A 14,137-nucleotide genomic window follows, 5' to 3' on the forward strand; every position below is an offset into this window, starting at 1 on the left:
CGCTCTTCCACCGCGAGTACGAGGAGGCCGCCGCCGCCCGCTCGCACACCGGCGCCCAGGCCAAGGTGCACGCCCTGCTGCGGCGCGGACCGATGATGGCGGCCTGGCGGCGGGCCAGGCCGCCGACCACGTACCGGGCGACGGCGAGGCGCTGGTCGTGCGGGGGCTGCGGCACGCTGATCACCCGCAGCGCCCGGCTGCCGACGGCGAAGTCCAGCGGCAGGTCCTCCTGCCGCTCCACCACCCAGAACACCGTGTTGTACGGCGTGACCGGGGTCTTGCCCTGGACCGGCCGGGCGGTGTGGCCGAGTTCCTCCGCGGTCGCGAAGAGCCGGGCGGCCTCGCCGCCGACGGGGGCGCGCGAGGAGCCCAGCCGCGCGGCGTACGGGATGATCAGGCCGATCGGCGGGCCGGGGTGGCGGACGATGCCGACCATGACGTCCCGCAGCCGGTCCGTCATCGAGGGTTCGTCGTCGTCCCCGTCCTGCTCGCGCTGCCAGCGTGCGTCGCGCTCGGAGAGCTCACGGACGACCTCGGGGACCTCGAAGGGCTCCAGCGTCAGCCGGCGCAGCGCGATCCGCTCCATCAGCTGGTCCTGGACGGCGAGGGCGCCGTACCCGCGGGTCAGGCAGACCGACTCGATGACGTCGTCCAGGGTGTACGGCGCGAGGGTCGGGCTGCTGCCGGCGGCGTGGTCGTCCGGGAGCAGGTACTGGTCGCGGACGTTGCCGGTGAGCAGGACCTGCGGGTACACGGTGAGGGCCATGTCCAGCTCGCGGATCCAACTGGGCGCCGCCGGGCGGCCGGTGTCCGCCGGGGCGGTCCCGCCCGGGGGCTCCGCCGGCCCGGGGCCCTGCTGCGTCCGGCCCTGCTGCGTCCGGCCCGCCCCCGGCTCACCGCTCACGGCGACGCTCCTGCTGCTGCCGGGCCGCGGCGGTGTCCGACGCGCCGGCGCCGCGCTTGTTCTTCCGGTTGTTCCTGCGGTGGTGCGGGGTGGCGGCGGCCGGGGGCTGCGGCCACGACCCGCCCGGGACCACCCCGGCGGCCATCGTCCCGGGCGCCATCGCGGCGGTCCGCTGCAGCTGCACGCCCTGCCGGCGGACGCCGTCCTCGATTTCGGGCAACTGCTCCTCGCAGAACCACCGCTGGACCAGCTCGTCCTGTTCGTCCCGGTCGCCCCGGCCGACGTGCCCGGTGTGCTCGGTGGCCCGGTCGTCGGCCGTCGTGCCGTCCCGGCGGACCACGGAGGTGGAGAGCGTCGCCCGGTCCCGGGAGAGCACCACCCGCAGCCCGTAGCCGGCGGCGGGAGCCGCGCCGTCCGCCGCGCCGCCGTCCGCCGGATCGCCGAACGGCACCACCGCCTCGCCCTCCCGCTCCAGCAGGTCGGCGAAGTCCTCTCCCACCAGGTAGTCGCGCTCGCGCAGCACGTCCCGCAGCGCCTCGGCCACCGGCGCCCGGTGCCGCCGCGCGTCCGCCTCGGCCACCGCCCGCTCGACGGCGGCCCGCAGGTGGGCCGGGTCCTCGGCCGCGGTGAGCGCGGCGACCAGCCGCTCGCGGTCCGCCTCGTCGGCGTCCTGGGCCAGTTCCACCAGGGCGGCGCGCAGTTCGGCCAGCTCCTCCGCCCGGCGCCGCCGGTGCACCGAGTGCTGCACCAGGGCCCCGAGGTCGGTCAGGGTCATCCGCACCGCGGAGACGGTGCCGGCCGCGCGCAGCGACTCCACCAGGGCGGCGACCCGCTCCAGGTCGGCCGGGTCGCACCGGGGCACGTCGCGGGCCAGCAGGGTGTCGGCCTCGGCGAGCGCGCCGGCCCGGACACGTTCCAGCCGCTCCTGCTCGGCGGCCCCGGCGGCCTCGGTGTGCCCTCCCGCCTCCGGCGCGCGCCGGCCGGTGGGCGCGGCCGGGCGGGCGGGTGCGGCCGTGGCCTCGGGCAGCACCGCCGACCAGACGTCGGCCACCGCGCCCGCCAACTCCTCGGCCGCCCGGGCGTTCGCCGCCCTGGCCTGCTCGACCAGCCGGCCGAGCTCGGCCGCGTCGGCGTCCGCCGCCGCCCTGACCACCGGCACCCGCACCTTGCCGGTCCGGTAGTTGCGCCGCAGCTGCTTGGCCTCGCCGCGCAGGCCCTGGGCGTGCTCGGCGAGTTCGCCGAGCTGGGCGCGCAGCTCGGCCCGCCGCAGGTTCTCCACCCGGCGCTCCTCCGCGCGCCGCAGGTTCTCCGCCCGCTGCGCCTGCTGGGCGAGCTGCGCACGCAACTGCCGGCGCCGCTCGGCCTCCCGGTCGACGTAGGACCACCCGTATCCCGCGGTACTGCTCACAGGCCGCCTTCCGAGCGCGAGTTGGACGTGCGGTGCGACCGGGGGCAACGGCACCGGGCCGGCACGCTCTGCGCCACCGGGGCCGGAGCGGACCGCCCCGGCCGGACGCCGGCCGGCACCACCCCCGAGGTGCTGACTCACCATCATGCCGCAGATGGGCCCGGCTTGTTCACGAGTGGGAGAAATCCCGATCACCGCCCGTGATCCGTCCGGGCGCGCTAGATTGGGCGCCGGGCCGCCGGCCCGGCGCAGAGGCACGACGGAGGCGGTGAGCGGTGTGCTGGCGGACGTGCTGGACACCCTGCGGGAGCACTGGGACGAGGTGTGGGAGCTGCTCGACGACCCCGCCCGGGCCACGCTGACCGAACTCGTGAACGGGCCGCACGAGGACCCGGAACGGGCGGCCCGCAGCATCGTCCGGCTGGTCAGGCGGCACGTCCCGGCCGGCCATCCGGTGCGGGCCGCGCTCGACCTCTCCGTCTCCCGCTACTCGGACGGTTCGGCACCCGACGCCGAGGCCTCGTCCCACAGGCTGCGCATCGCCCTGACGGGGCTCACCGGCGTGGCCGCACTGCTGGCCGGCCGCCACGTCCTCCAGGCCCGGCGCGCGCAGGCGGACGACGCCCGACCCGACGACACCCCCGCCACGGCGGGGCCCCCCGCCGAGGTGGCGACCCCGCCGGCCGACGCGGACGACTGGCTGCTCGCGGCCCCCAGCGTCACCGCCGCCGACTACCGGTCCGGCGGCCACGATCCCGGCAGCCCCGACCTGATCCGGCTCACCGACCGGGACGGCACCGTCCGGCTGCCCTCGTTCCAGTTCACGGACGCCTCCGGCCGGCCGCACCCGCTGGTGGTGACGATCAACCGGCTGCTCGACGCCGCCGACGACCCATGGGGCGTCGCCGACTGGTGGCTGGGCGCCAACGCCTGGCTGGACGCCGTCCCGGCCCGTCTGCTGGGCACCCCCGCGGAGCGCTCGCTGCTCCCCGCGGCGCGGGCCGAGATCGCGGAGTGGTGAGCGATGCCTGACGTGAACGTCCCCGGCCCCGCCGTGCGCGCCACCCCGCACCGGGAGCTGCTGCCCGCCGGCACCACCCTCTGGCGGGTGCACTCCGGCTCGTACCCCGCCACCTCGTTCAATCCCCGCCCCGTCGACACCAGGATCGGCGGCGGCCGGTTCTGCTCCTTCGAGGGCGACGGCGAGCACCTGCCGTTCCTCTACGCCGGCTTCACCGCGCGGACGGCGGTGATCGAGACGCTGCTGCGCGGCGTACCGTTCCCGGAGGCCGGCTGGCGGCGGATCCGCCGCCGCTCGCTCGAAGGGAAGGTGCTCTCACCCATCGTGACGGCCTGTGACATCCCGCTGGTCGGCCTGCTCGGCACGGACCAGCTGGCCGCCGTGCACCAGGACGAGTGGCTGCTCAACGCCCCGCCCACCTCGTATCCCGACACCCGCCGCTGGGCCGCCTGGATCCGCGGCCAGGCGCCCTGGGCACTCGGGCTGACGTGGTACTCCCACCGGGACCTGCCGAACACGGCGTGCATCCTCTACCAGCGCGGTGGCGCGGCCGACCTGCTCAAGCCCGCCGACGCCGAACCGGTCGCCCTGGACTCGGTGGCCGGCGCCGAGCTGCTCAACGAGCTGCTCGCCCCGTGCCGCACCCACGTCGACCCGCCCCCCGCGGACCGGTAGTCCGCGCCCGACCCCGAGCCCGATCCCGACCCAAGCCCGACCCGGCGCCCCGGTGGCGCCGGGTCGTCGGCGTGTGCGCGGGCGGACGAGGAGCGCGCCGGCCGGCGCCGGAGGTACGGCACCCCGACCGGCCCGCAGAGCCGGCGAGGAGCGGATGGAGAGGGGGCCCGGACAGCATGGTGGGGCGGCTCGGACAACGGGTCGAACCCCACAAGGAGGTCTCATGACCAGGACCCTCACGTCGCTCGGCGACAAGATGCTGGGCGCGCTCCTGAAGGAGAAGAAGGCCGGCGCCTGCATTCCGCCGGACTACTGCGGTGTCGCCGCCTGTACCTCGCGGAGCGGCTTCTGCTCCGGCGGCTGGTGGTGGCAGCCGATGTGCAACGGCTACTACAACTGCCAGGGCGTCTGCAAGGGCACCGGCGGCTTCCAGTACAACAAGAAGGCCGCGTACGGCTGCTGACGACCGGCAGGGCGGGGGCCCCGGTCTCCGGCGGCCCCCGCCCCCCGTCGTCCGTCGAACGGCCCAGAGAGGAACCGACATGCTCACCGCCCTCATCGCCCTCGCCGTCGTGCTCGGCATCGCCACCGCGGCCAACCTCGTCCTCACCTTCGCCGTCATCCGCAGGCTGCGGACGCTGGAGGAAGGCGGCCAGGGCATCCCCGACGCCCTGCCGGAGGTCGGCACCGCCGTCGGCGGGTTCAGCGCCGTCACGACCTCAGGGGAGGAGGTCACCCTCGCCGACGTGGCCGAGGGCGACGCCTTCGCCGGCTTCGTCATGGTCGGCTGCACCCCCTGCGGCAAGCTGATCGAGTCCCTGGCCGGCGGCGCCGCCACCGGGGCCGACGACCCGCTGTTCTTCGTCGTCGGCGACCCGGAGAGCCCGGAGACCCGCCGGATGGCGGCCACCCTGGCCCCCGTCGGCCGGGTGTCCGTCGTCGCCGAGAAGTCCCCGGCCACCGCCGCATTCGGCGGGATCGACGCCTTCCCGACCCTGCTCCGGCTCAAGGACGGCGTCATCGCCGCGGCCGGTCACGACCTGGACGACGTCGTGCCCGCCTCCGCGCACCACCCGAAGGCCGCCCCGGCCACCGACCGTAAGGCCGACCCGAAGACCGACCGCCCGGCCCGCGTCAGGGAAACAGTGTGAGCATGACGGCCGTCGGGCGGGTGCGGGCCGCGGCCGCCGCGCTGCGGCTGGGCTGGCGGGCCTCCCCGCAGGGGATCGTGCTCCAGCTCCTGCTCGCCCTGCTCACCGGGGTGCTCCCGGCCGCGATCGCCTACGTCACCAAGCTGCTCGTCGACGCCCTGGCCGGAGCCGGCGGCCCCGGTGCGGCCGACGGCACCCGGGTGGCGTGGCTCGCGGCCGCGGGCGCCGCCCTCGCCGGGGTGACCGCCGTGCTCAACCACGTCACGGCGCTGGTCGCCGCCGTGGCCGGTCGGGCCGTCAACATCGAGGTGCAGGACCGGCTCTACGAGCGGGTCAACGCCTACCGGGGGCTGCGCCCGTTCGAGGACCCGGCGACCCAGGACCGCATCCGGCTGGCCGAGACCGCGGCCCAGGGCGCACCGCACGACGTCCTCGACTTCCTGCTGGACACGGTCCGCAGCACCATGACGATCACCGGGTTCCTCGGCACCGTGCTGCTGTTCTGGCCGCCGATGGGCGCGCTGCTCGTGCTCTGCGTCGCGGTCTCCGTCGCCGGCCACCTGCGCACCTCCCGGGGCATGGCCGACACCGCCGCGGCCGTCGTCCCCGCCGCCCGGAGGCAGTACTTCTACCGGATGCTGCTCACCGACCCCCGGGCCGCCAAGGAGATCCGCCTCTTCGGCACCGGGCCGCTCTTCCGCCGCCGGGCGCTCGACGGGCTCCGCGAGACCTCCGGGGCCGGCCTGGCGGCGCTGCGCCGCAGCGTCCTCGTCCAGTCGGGGCTCGCCCTCCTCACCGCGGCCGTCGCCGGAACCGCGGCCGTGGTGGTGGCACGGCAGGTGCTTGCCGGGCGGATCACCCTCGGCGACATGACCCTGTTCACCGCCGCGGTGGCCGCCGTGCAGGGCGCGCTGTCCTCGATCGTGATGCAACTCGGGCGTGCGGAGGAGGCGTTGCGGCTCTTCGGGCACTACCTCGCGCTGCTCGGCTCGCCCGCCGACCTGCCGGACGGCACGCACGTCCCTGCCCCGCTGCGGGAGGGCATCACCTTCGAGGACGTCTGGTTCCGCTACACCCCCGACGCCCCCTGGGCGCTGCGCGGTGTCGACCTGCACCTCCCGCACGGCCGCGCGGTCGGCCTGGTCGGCGTGAACGGCGCCGGGAAGAGCACGCTGGTCAAGCTGCTCTGCCGGTTCTACGACCCCGAGCGCGGGCGCATCCTGTGGGACGGCGTCGACATCCGCACCATGCCGGTCGGCGAACTGCGGCGCAGGATCGGCGCGACGTTCCAGGACTTCATGACGTACGACCTGACCGCCGCCGAGAACATCGGACTGGGCGCCCCCGAGCACCGGGAGGACCTCGGCCGGATCCGCGCCGCGGCCGTCCGCGCCGGCATCGACGGGAGCCTGGAGCGGCTGCCCCGCGGCTACCGCACCCTGCTCAGCCGGACGTTCGCCGACGAGGACGAGCTGAACGGCGTCGTGCTCTCCGGCGGCCAGTGGCAGCGCGTCGCCCTCGCCCGCTCGCTGATGCGCGAGGACGCCGAGCTGCTCATCCTGGACGAGCCCAGCTCCGGCCTCGACGCGCTCGCCGAACGCGAGGTGCACCAGGCGCTGCGCCGCCACCGCGCCGGTCGCACCAGTCTGCTGATCTCGCACCGGCTGGCCGCGCTGCGGGAGGCCGACCTGATCGTGGTGCTCTTCGAAGGGCGGGTCGCGGAACGCGGCGGCCACGACGAACTGGTGGCGCTCGACGGCCGGTACGCGGAGCTGTTCGCCGCGCAGGCCGAGGGCTACCGCGAGGACGGCGGCCGGTCCGCCGGGGCCCGCCTCCCGGCCGGCCGTACGGCGGCCGGGCCCTGCACCGTGCCGCGCACCGACGCGGACCGATCCGAAGGAGTGCGATGAACACGCTTCCCCCGTCCGTGCTCGCCGTCGCCGCCGGGGCGCTGGCCGGGGCCGTGGCGACGGCGGTGGTGGTCCGCCGCTCCTTCGAGCTGGTGGTGGTGGAGGGCGGCAGCATGGAGCCCACCCTGCGGGACGGCGACCGGGTGCTGGTGCGCCGGACCAGGGCGTTCCGCCGCGGCGACGTGGTGGTCTTCCCCGTCCCGGGCGGGCCGCGCGTCCCGCAGGATCCGTCGTGGCTGGTGAAGCGGGTCAGTGCGGTCGCGGGCGACCCGGCCGCGGACGGCTGCCCGGCGGTGCCGTCCGGGCACCTGGCGGTCCTCGGCGACAACCCGCGCAGCCTGGACTCGCGGGCGTTCGGCACCGTGCCGAGCCGCACCGCCCTGGGCGTGGCCGTCCGCCGGATGTCCCGGGACGGGCGGCCCGCGCAGTCCCTGAGCCGGTCGGGGCGGCGTTCCCGCCACCGTGCTTCTTCGGGTCACGGTTCGGGGAGGACCGCATGACGATGCTGCAACTGGCCGCCCGCGCCCTGCTGGTGGTCGTCTTCGGTGCCGCGCTGGTGGGCAAGGCGCGCAGCCGCGCGGCGCTGGCCGCGTTCGCCGCCGACCTGGCCGACTTCCGCTGGCTGCCGGCCGGCCTGCGCCGTCCGGCCGCCGTCGGCGTGATCGCCGCCGAGGTGGCGGCGGTGGTGCTGCTCGCGACCGTGCGGCAGGCCGGCGCGGTGCTCACGCTCGGGCTGCTGGCCGCCTTCACCGTGGCGACCCTGCAGGCCGGCCGGGCGGCGGACTGCCGGTGCTTCGGTGCGGCGAGGCGCGGCGCGCGCGGCAGCGCCCGGGGCTTCGTCCTGCGCAACTCCCTGCTCGCCGCCGGCGCGCTCGCCGCGGCGCTGGCCCCCGGCGGCGGCGTGGCCCCGGCCCTGGCGGCGGCCGCCCTCGCCGCGGGCGCGGGTGCGGGCGCCGTGATCGTCCGGTGGGACGACATCGCCTACCTGTTCCAGGGGCCCGCCGCTCCCCGGCGCTCCTGAACCTCCCGGCCCGGGCGGGTGTCCGGCGGGTGGCGGCGGGGGGCGGCGGGCACCCGGGTCAGCGGCCCGGGCGCCAGTGGTAGGGCCGGGTCCGGGCCGGGTGGCTGCACAGCCGGCGCAGCCGGGGCAGTGAGGCGCGCGTGTGCCGGCGCGGGCTCAGCAGGGCCGGGTCGCCGCGCAGCACGGCGTTCTCCAGCTCGGTGAGCGCGGGGCCCGGGTCCAGCCCGAACTCCTCGGCGAGCAGGGCGCGCAGCCGGCGGGCGATGGCCAGCGCGTCGGTCTGCCGCCCGCTGCGGTACAGGGCGAGGACCAGCCGCTCCACGAGGTGTTCGCGGGCGGGGTAGCGGTCCACCAGGGCGGTCAGCTCGGGCACCAGTTCGTGGTGCCGCCCCGCGCCGAGCTCGATGTCGGCCAGCAGCTCGTAGGCGGCGAAGCGTTCCTCCTCCAGGCGGGCCCGGATCGGCTCCGCGAACGGTGCGTCGATCCCGGTGAGCGGGACGCCGCGCCACAGGCCCAGCCCGCTCCGTAAGTGCCGGACGGCCTCGGCGTGTTCGCCCAGTGCCGTGAGCCGCCGTGCCTCCGCGACCTCCCGGCCGAAGTCCACGGTGTCGAGGTCGTGCCGGCCCACCGCGAGGCGGTAGCCGCCCGCCAGGGAGGCGAGCGGTCCGGCGTCGTCCCGCGGCCCGTCCCCGGCGGCGGTGCCGGGGAGGAGCTTGCGCAGGGCCGAGACGGCGGTGTGCACCTGGCCCCGGGCACTGCGCGGTGGCCGCTCGCCCCACAGTGCGTCCACCAGCTGTTCGATGCACACCTGGTGGTTCGCGTGGAGCAGCAGGAACGTCAGTACCGCGCGCCTGCGCGGCCGGTCTATGGGCACGACGGTGCCCTGGTCGAAAACTTCCAACGGTCCAAGTACCGTGTAGCGCATCATTCCCCCGAGCTACGGACCTTGTGGGCAGCACTCGCCAACTCCCGTTTGTCGAAGGGGAGTCAACGGCTCGCGATGCGCGTGATCATAGGCCGGTCGTCCCGGCTATGGGAACAGCGCTGCCAAAACCCGGTTCGCCCAGGTGGGACGCGCCGACCGGCCCGCGGGCCGGGGGAGGGCGCCGCGGCCGGGGCGTGCGGGTCGTACGCGACCGTCACCGGCCCGTCGTCCGGCGGGCCGGCGGCGGTGTCACGGGTCAGGCGCTGCGGGCGTCGCCGACGCACCGCTCGGGCGCGGCGGTCTTCAGGTACTCGTGCTTGACGAGGTTGGCGACGTTGTACGTCTCGGCGTCGGTGAAGTCGGCGGGCTTGAGGGCGGGGTCGAGCCACTGCTGGTAGCCGAAGCCCGGCTGGGCGAAGCCGGCCGCGATGTGGCCGGTCTGGACGCGGAAGTCACGGTTCACCACGTAGCAGTGGTAGTTGTTCCCGGTTCCGTTGAGCGAGTCCGGCGGCAGGGCGCGCTTGGCGTAGGGCGTCCCGCCGGGGGCGAGGTACTTGCCGCCCTCGCTCCCGAAGCGGTCCAGGAGGCCGCCCGGTTCCATCGTCTGCTGGTGCATGTCGAGGACGCCGTTCAGCTCCGCGAAGCCCCGGTTGTCGGGGTACTTCCACTGGTCGCCGCTGCGGTACCAGTCGAGGAACTGGGTCGGCTGCAGACCGCCGAGGCGGTGATAGCCCTTCAGCAGCACGCCCACCGGCCCGTCCGTGGGCAGCACGGCCGGGCCGAGCTCGGTGCGGCCGCAGTAGTAGACGGTCGGGTCGTCGGGCGGGAGGAGGTCCGGACAGTCCGCGGGGAGGCTCCGCTGGGACGGCACCCGGACCGGCGCGGCGGCCACGGCGTCACCGGCGGCGGCGAGGAAGGTCAGCGGCAGTGCGGCCGCCATGGAGAGCGAGGCGAGCGTGAGAGGGCGCAAGGGCGGGCTCCAGGGGTACCGGGGGAGGGGGCGGCCCGGCTGCGGGGGAGCGCAGGGGCCGCACGGCACCGTCATTGCACACCGGGAGCCGCTGCGCGTCCGGCGAACCCGGGCGGTGGCGGGGCGGACTGCACGCGGGCGGGCTAACCACGGGCGGGGCCGGCCCGGCGGGCCGTCGGGATTGAGTCATTCGACTGTCGCCCCCGGGCCGCGCCCGGATGATCCTGAACCGGTCCCCGGCCTTCCGGTGCCGGACGGTCGTCGTGCCCGGAGGAGCCAGCCGTGAACCGTACCCCCGTCGTCCTCATCCACGGCGTGTGGCTGCACGCGCGCTCCTGGGAGCCGTGGGCGGAGCGCTTCGCCGGCCGGGGGTTCCGCGCCCTCGCGCCCGGATGGCCGGGGGAGGCCGCCGCCGCCCGGGGCCTGCGCGAGTCCCCGGCCGGGCTCGGCCGGATCGGCCTCGACGTGCTCACCGACCACTACGCCGGGATCGTGCGTTCCTTCGACGTCCCGCCGGTGATCGTCGGGCACTCGGTCGGCGGGCTCATCGCGCAGCACCTCATCGCCGCGGACCTCGGCCGCGCCGCGGTGGCCATCGCCCCCGCCCCGGTCAACGGGATCCCGCTGCACGCGTCCCCCGCCCGGCTGCCCGCCCCTGCGCCGCTCCCGGCCCCCGCCCGGCGTCCGTCCGACGAGCAGCTGGTGCACCTGTCGCCGGAGCGGTTCCACCGGCTCTTCGCGAACACGGTCGGCGCGGAGGAGTCCGCCCGGCTGCACGAGCGCCACGTGGTGCCGGCACCACGCCGCCTGCTCGCCGACCTCGGCTGCGGGGGCGCGGCCCGCAGCCCGCGCGCCGTGGCGGACGTCGGCAACGCGCGACGCGGTCCGCTGCTGCTGATCTCCGGGCAGGAGGACAGACTCGTGCCGGACGCGGCGACCCGGGCGGTGTACCGGCAGTACGGCGACACCGCCGCCGTGACCGACCTGAAGCAGTTCGCGGACCGGGCCCACTCGCTGGTCATCGACAGCGGATGGCGCCTCGTCGCCGACTACGTGCTCGACTGGCTGGAGGAACGCGGCATCCGCGCCGACCCCTCGGCGGGCTGAGGGGCCCGCGGCGCTGTCACGCCTCCCGCCCATCGGACGGCCGGCCCGGCACGGTGCCGCCGGGCGGGTGAACGGGCGGCGCGGTGCGCCGGGCGGCGGTGCGGTGCGGGGGGATGATCGCCGGGTTCACGGGGGTCCCGACCGCCGGAGGTGCACATATGCGGATCCTGCTCGTCGCGAGCGCGTTCAACAGCCTCACCCAGCGGGTCCACGCCGAGCTGCGGGACCTGCGGCACACGGTGGAGGTCCACCTGGCCGGCGACGACGAGGCGCTCCGGACGGCGGTGCGGCGCTGCACCCCGGACCTGGTGGTCGCGCCGATGCTGAGGACGGCGCTGCCGCCCGACGTCTGGTCCGCCGTCACCTGCCTGATCGTGCACCCGGGCCCGCCCGGCGACCGCGGCCCCTCCTCCCTCGACTGGGCGATCCACGAGGGGGCGGCCGACTGGGGCGTGACGGTGCTGCAGGCCGACGCGGTGATGGACGCGGGCCCGGTCTGGGCCTCGGAGCCCTGCGCGCTGCCGCCCGTCGCCAAGAGCGACCTCTACCGCAACGAGGTGTCCGACGCCGCGGTCACGGCGGTGCTCCGAGCCGTGGAGCGCGTCGCCTCCGGCACGTACACCCCGCGCCCGCAGCACGGCCCCGGCTGGACGGCGCCGGACCACACCCGGCCGTACCTGCGCCAGGAGGTGCGGCGGATCGACTGGGCCGGGGACGACACCGGCACCGTGGTGCGCAAGCTCAGGGCGGCCGACTCCCGGCCCGGCGTGCTGGACGACCTGCTCGGCGCCGCATGGTTCCTGCACGGCGGCCACCCGGAGCGGGACCTGCGCGGACGGCCCGGCGAACTGCTGGCCACCCGGGCGGGGGCGGTGTGCCGGGCCACCCGCGACGGTGCGGTGTGGATCCCGGAACTCCGCCGCCGCCGCCCGGACGGACCGGCCGGCATCAAGCTGCCCGCCGTCACCGCCCTCGGCGACGCGCTGCCCCCGCTGCCCGAGGTGCCGGCGCCGCTGATGCCCGCGGAGGACGACCCGGTCTGGTCGGACGTCCGCTACCGCGAGGACGGCCCGGTCGGCCTGCTGCGGTTCGCCTTCCCCGGCGGCGCGATGAGCACCGCGCACTGCCGCCGGCTGCTCGACGCGTACCGCTTCGCCCTCACCCGGCCGACCTCGGTGCTGGTACTGGGCGGCGGCCGCGACTTCTTCTCCAACGGCATCCACCTCAACGTCATCGAGGCCGCCGCCGATCCGGCCGCCGAGTCCTGGGCGAACATCAACGCCATGGACGACCTGGTCGAGGCGGTCCTCACCACCACGGACCGCCTGGTGGTCGCCGCCCTCGGCGGGAACGCCGCCGCCGGCGGGGTGATGCTCGCGCTGGCCGCCGACGAGGTCTGGTGCCGCCGGGGCGTGGTGCTCAACCCGCACTACCGGCTGATGGGCCTGTACGGCTCCGAGTACTGGACCTACACCCTGCCGCGCCGGGTGGGCGACGCACAGGCGCGCCGGCTCACCGGGCAGGCGCTCCCGGTGACGGCCGAGGCGGCCCGGCGGACCGGCCTGGCCGACCGCGTCCTGCCGTGCACCCCGCAGGAGTTCGGGCGGGAGGCCGCCCGCCTGGCGGGCCTGACCGCCGCCTCGCCGACGGTCCAGGGCCGGATCGCCGCGAAGAAGGCCGCCCGCGAGGCCGACGAACGCGCCAGGCCGCTCGCCGCCCACCGCGCCGGGGAGCTGGCCGTGATGCACCGCCAGTTCTCCGACCCGGCGTCCCCGTACCACGCGCTGCGCGCCGCCTTCGTCCGCAAGCTCCCCGCCCCCTCGGCGAGCGGTTGACCCGGACGGCCCATCCGGCTTGCGTCTGTTCGGCTGCGCCGCCCGGCCCTGTGGACCGGCGGGCCGGGCCGACCGCTGTTATGACTGTTCCGAGCCATTGTGTCCGGCTCCCAGTTCCGAGGAGGCATCCTCATGGGTGCTGAAACAGCAACGAGCGCCACCGACACCGACGTGGTGCACATTCTCTGGATCAACGCGGGCCTGAGCTGCGACGGCGACTCGGTCTCCCTGACCGCCGCCATGCAGCCGAGCATCGAGGAGATCGTCACCGGCGCCCTCCCGGGCCTGCCGAAGATCGCCGTCCACTGGCCGCTGATCGACTTCGAGTGCGGTCCGGTGCAGGGCGCGGACAACTTCGTGGAGTGGTTCTTCAAGGCGGACCGCGGCGAGATCGAGCCGTTCGTCCTGGTCGTCGAGGGCTCCATCCCGAACGAGAAGATCAAGAAGGAGGGCTACTGGTGCGGCTTCGGGGACGACCCGGAGACCGGCCAGCCGGTCACCACCAGTGAGTGGCTGGACCGCCTCGCCCCCAAGGCCACGGCGGTCGTCGCCATCGGCACCTGTGCCACGTACGGCGGCATCCACGCCATGGAGGGCAACCCGACCGGCGCCATGGGCGTGCCCGACTACCTCGGATGGGACTGGAAGTCCAAGGCCGGCCTGCCGATCGTCTGCGTGCCCGGCTGCCCCATCCAGCCCGACAACTTCTCCGAGACCCTGACCTACCTGCTCTACCAGCTGGCCGGCTCCGCGCCGATGATCCCGCTGGACGACAAGCTGCGCCCCGCCTGGCTGTTCGGCGCCACCGTGCACGAGGGCTGCGACCGCGGCGGCTACTACGAGCAGGGCCAGTTCGCCACCGACTACGGCACGCCCGAGTGCCTGGTCAGGCTCGGCTGCTGGGGCCCGGTCGTCAAGTGCAACGTCGCCAAACGCGGCTGGACCAACGGCATCGGCGGCTGCCCCAACGTCGGCGGCATCTGCATCGCCTGCACGATGCCCGGATTCCCCGACAAGTTCATGCCGTTCATGGACCCGCCGCCGGGCTCCGCGGTCTCCACGACCGCCAGCACGGCGTACGGCTCGGTGATCCGCCGGCTGCGCGCGATCACCCTCAAGACCGTCGACAAGGAACCCAAGTGGCGCCACGCCGGGCGCAGGCTGACCACCGGCTACCGCACCCCCTGGTGACCAGGCGGGCCGCCGCGCC

Annotated in this window: 13 protein-coding genes and 1 pseudogene; 10 read left to right on the forward strand and 4 right to left on the reverse strand. The window is 75.9% G+C overall.

Translation table 11 applies throughout. From position 1 onward, the window contains the following. Positions 1 to 904, reverse strand: a pseudogene (locus tag ABZ885_RS24290) (ATP-dependent Clp protease ATP-binding subunit); the annotation flags it as partial. Then, complete coding sequence (locus ABZ885_RS24295) at positions 894 to 2,312, reverse strand: hypothetical protein (RefSeq protein ID WP_360192302.1); 1,419 nt, start codon at positions 2,310 to 2,312, stop codon at positions 894 to 896. The pseudogene ABZ885_RS24290 and the gene ABZ885_RS24295, both read right to left, overlap by 11 nt. 268 nt (positions 2,313 to 2,580) lie before the next feature. Between ABZ885_RS24295 and ABZ885_RS24300 the strand changes: the two genes are divergently transcribed. From ABZ885_RS24300 to ABZ885_RS24330, 7 genes are all read left to right on the forward strand, one after another. Continuing rightward, positions 2,581 to 3,333 carry a DUF3168 domain-containing protein gene (locus tag ABZ885_RS24300; protein WP_360192305.1) on the forward strand — a complete coding sequence of 251 codons (753 nt, stop codon included), beginning with the start codon at positions 2,581 to 2,583 and terminating at the stop codon, positions 3,331 to 3,333. A 3-nt stretch (positions 3,334 to 3,336) separates the two neighbouring features. Continuing rightward, the gene (locus ABZ885_RS24305) at positions 3,337 to 4,008 is read left to right on the forward strand and encodes an RES family NAD+ phosphorylase (RefSeq protein ID WP_360192308.1); all 672 of its coding nucleotides are present in this window, start codon (positions 3,337 to 3,339) and stop codon (positions 4,006 to 4,008) included. Positions 4,009 to 4,231: 223 nt separating this feature from the next. After that, positions 4,232 to 4,471, forward strand: coding sequence for a hypothetical protein (locus tag ABZ885_RS24310; RefSeq protein WP_360192311.1), 240 nt, complete (start codon positions 4,232 to 4,234; stop codon positions 4,469 to 4,471). A gap of 79 nt (positions 4,472 to 4,550) precedes the next feature. Then, the gene (locus ABZ885_RS24315) at positions 4,551 to 5,159 is read left to right on the forward strand and encodes a hypothetical protein (RefSeq protein WP_360192313.1); all 609 of its coding nucleotides are present in this window, start codon (positions 4,551 to 4,553) and stop codon (positions 5,157 to 5,159) included. A gap of 2 nt (positions 5,160 to 5,161) precedes the next feature. Beyond that, positions 5,162 to 7,069 carry an ABC transporter ATP-binding protein gene (locus tag ABZ885_RS24320; RefSeq protein WP_360192316.1) on the forward strand — a complete coding sequence of 636 codons (1,908 nt, stop codon included), beginning with the start codon at positions 5,162 to 5,164 and terminating at the stop codon, positions 7,067 to 7,069. Then, positions 7,066 to 7,569 (forward strand): S26 family signal peptidase, encoded by a 504-nt coding sequence (locus tag ABZ885_RS24325; protein ID WP_360192319.1) that lies wholly within the window; start codon positions 7,066 to 7,068, stop codon positions 7,567 to 7,569. The genes ABZ885_RS24320 and ABZ885_RS24325 overlap by 4 nt, the downstream gene beginning before the upstream one ends. Further along, positions 7,566 to 8,090 carry a MauE/DoxX family redox-associated membrane protein gene (locus tag ABZ885_RS24330; RefSeq protein ID WP_360192322.1) on the forward strand — a complete coding sequence of 175 codons (525 nt, stop codon included), beginning with the start codon at positions 7,566 to 7,568 and terminating at the stop codon, positions 8,088 to 8,090. The genes ABZ885_RS24325 and ABZ885_RS24330 overlap by 4 nt, the downstream gene beginning before the upstream one ends. A 58-nt stretch (positions 8,091 to 8,148) precedes the next feature. Here the strand turns inward: ABZ885_RS24330 and ABZ885_RS24335 are convergent, their stop codons facing one another. Both ABZ885_RS24335 and ABZ885_RS24340 read right to left on the reverse strand, forming a co-directional pair. Continuing rightward, positions 8,149 to 8,991: an AfsR/SARP family transcriptional regulator gene (locus tag ABZ885_RS24335; protein ID WP_360192325.1), complete on the reverse strand. Its 843-nt coding sequence runs from the start codon at positions 8,989 to 8,991 to the stop codon at positions 8,149 to 8,151. A 280-nt stretch (positions 8,992 to 9,271) separates the two neighbouring features. After that, the gene (locus ABZ885_RS24340) at positions 9,272 to 9,985 is read right to left on the reverse strand and encodes a TNT domain-containing protein (protein ID WP_360192328.1); all 714 of its coding nucleotides are present in this window, start codon (positions 9,983 to 9,985) and stop codon (positions 9,272 to 9,274) included. 282 nt (positions 9,986 to 10,267) lie between these two features. Here ABZ885_RS24340 and ABZ885_RS24345 point away from each other — a divergent pair, with 282 nt between their 5' ends. The 3 genes from ABZ885_RS24345 (at position 10,268) to ABZ885_RS24355 (ending at position 14,118) form a co-directional block, all read left to right on the forward strand. Next, positions 10,268 to 11,092: an alpha/beta fold hydrolase gene (locus ABZ885_RS24345; protein ID WP_360192331.1), complete on the forward strand. Its 825-nt coding sequence runs from the start codon at positions 10,268 to 10,270 to the stop codon at positions 11,090 to 11,092. A 158-nt stretch (positions 11,093 to 11,250) separates the two neighbouring features. Further along, the gene (locus ABZ885_RS24350; RefSeq protein ID WP_360192334.1) at positions 11,251 to 12,927 is read left to right on the forward strand and encodes a hydrogenase maturation protein; all 1,677 of its coding nucleotides are present in this window, start codon (positions 11,251 to 11,253) and stop codon (positions 12,925 to 12,927) included. 132 nt (positions 12,928 to 13,059) lie between these two features. Next, positions 13,060 to 14,118 carry a hydrogenase expression protein HypE gene (locus ABZ885_RS24355; RefSeq protein WP_360192337.1) on the forward strand — a complete coding sequence of 353 codons (1,059 nt, stop codon included), beginning with the start codon at positions 13,060 to 13,062 and terminating at the stop codon, positions 14,116 to 14,118. Positions 14,119 to 14,137: the final 19 nt, after the last annotated feature.

Source organism: Kitasatospora sp. NPDC047058, from assembly GCF_040643935.1.
Classification (GTDB): domain Bacteria; phylum Actinomycetota; class Actinomycetes; order Streptomycetales; family Streptomycetaceae; genus Kitasatospora.

Coding starts and splice junctions, on each gene's coding strand:
- ABZ885_RS24320 (WP_360192316.1), top strand. CDS start 5,162: ATGACGGCCGTCGGGCGGGTGCGGGCCGCGGCCGCCGCGCTGCGGCTG.
- ABZ885_RS24330 (WP_360192322.1), top strand. CDS start 7,566: ATGACGATGCTGCAACTGGCCGCCCGCGCCCTGCTGGTGGTCGTCTTC.
- ABZ885_RS24325 (WP_360192319.1), top strand. CDS start 7,066: ATGAACACGCTTCCCCCGTCCGTGCTCGCCGTCGCCGCCGGGGCGCTG.
- ABZ885_RS24355 (WP_360192337.1), top strand. CDS start 13,060: ATGGGTGCTGAAACAGCAACGAGCGCCACCGACACCGACGTGGTGCAC.
- ABZ885_RS24305 (WP_360192308.1), top strand. CDS start 3,337: ATGCCTGACGTGAACGTCCCCGGCCCCGCCGTGCGCGCCACCCCGCAC.
- ABZ885_RS24350 (WP_360192334.1), top strand. CDS start 11,251: ATGCGGATCCTGCTCGTCGCGAGCGCGTTCAACAGCCTCACCCAGCGG.
- ABZ885_RS24310 (WP_360192311.1), top strand. CDS start 4,232: ATGACCAGGACCCTCACGTCGCTCGGCGACAAGATGCTGGGCGCGCTC.
- ABZ885_RS24315 (WP_360192313.1), top strand. CDS start 4,551: ATGCTCACCGCCCTCATCGCCCTCGCCGTCGTGCTCGGCATCGCCACC.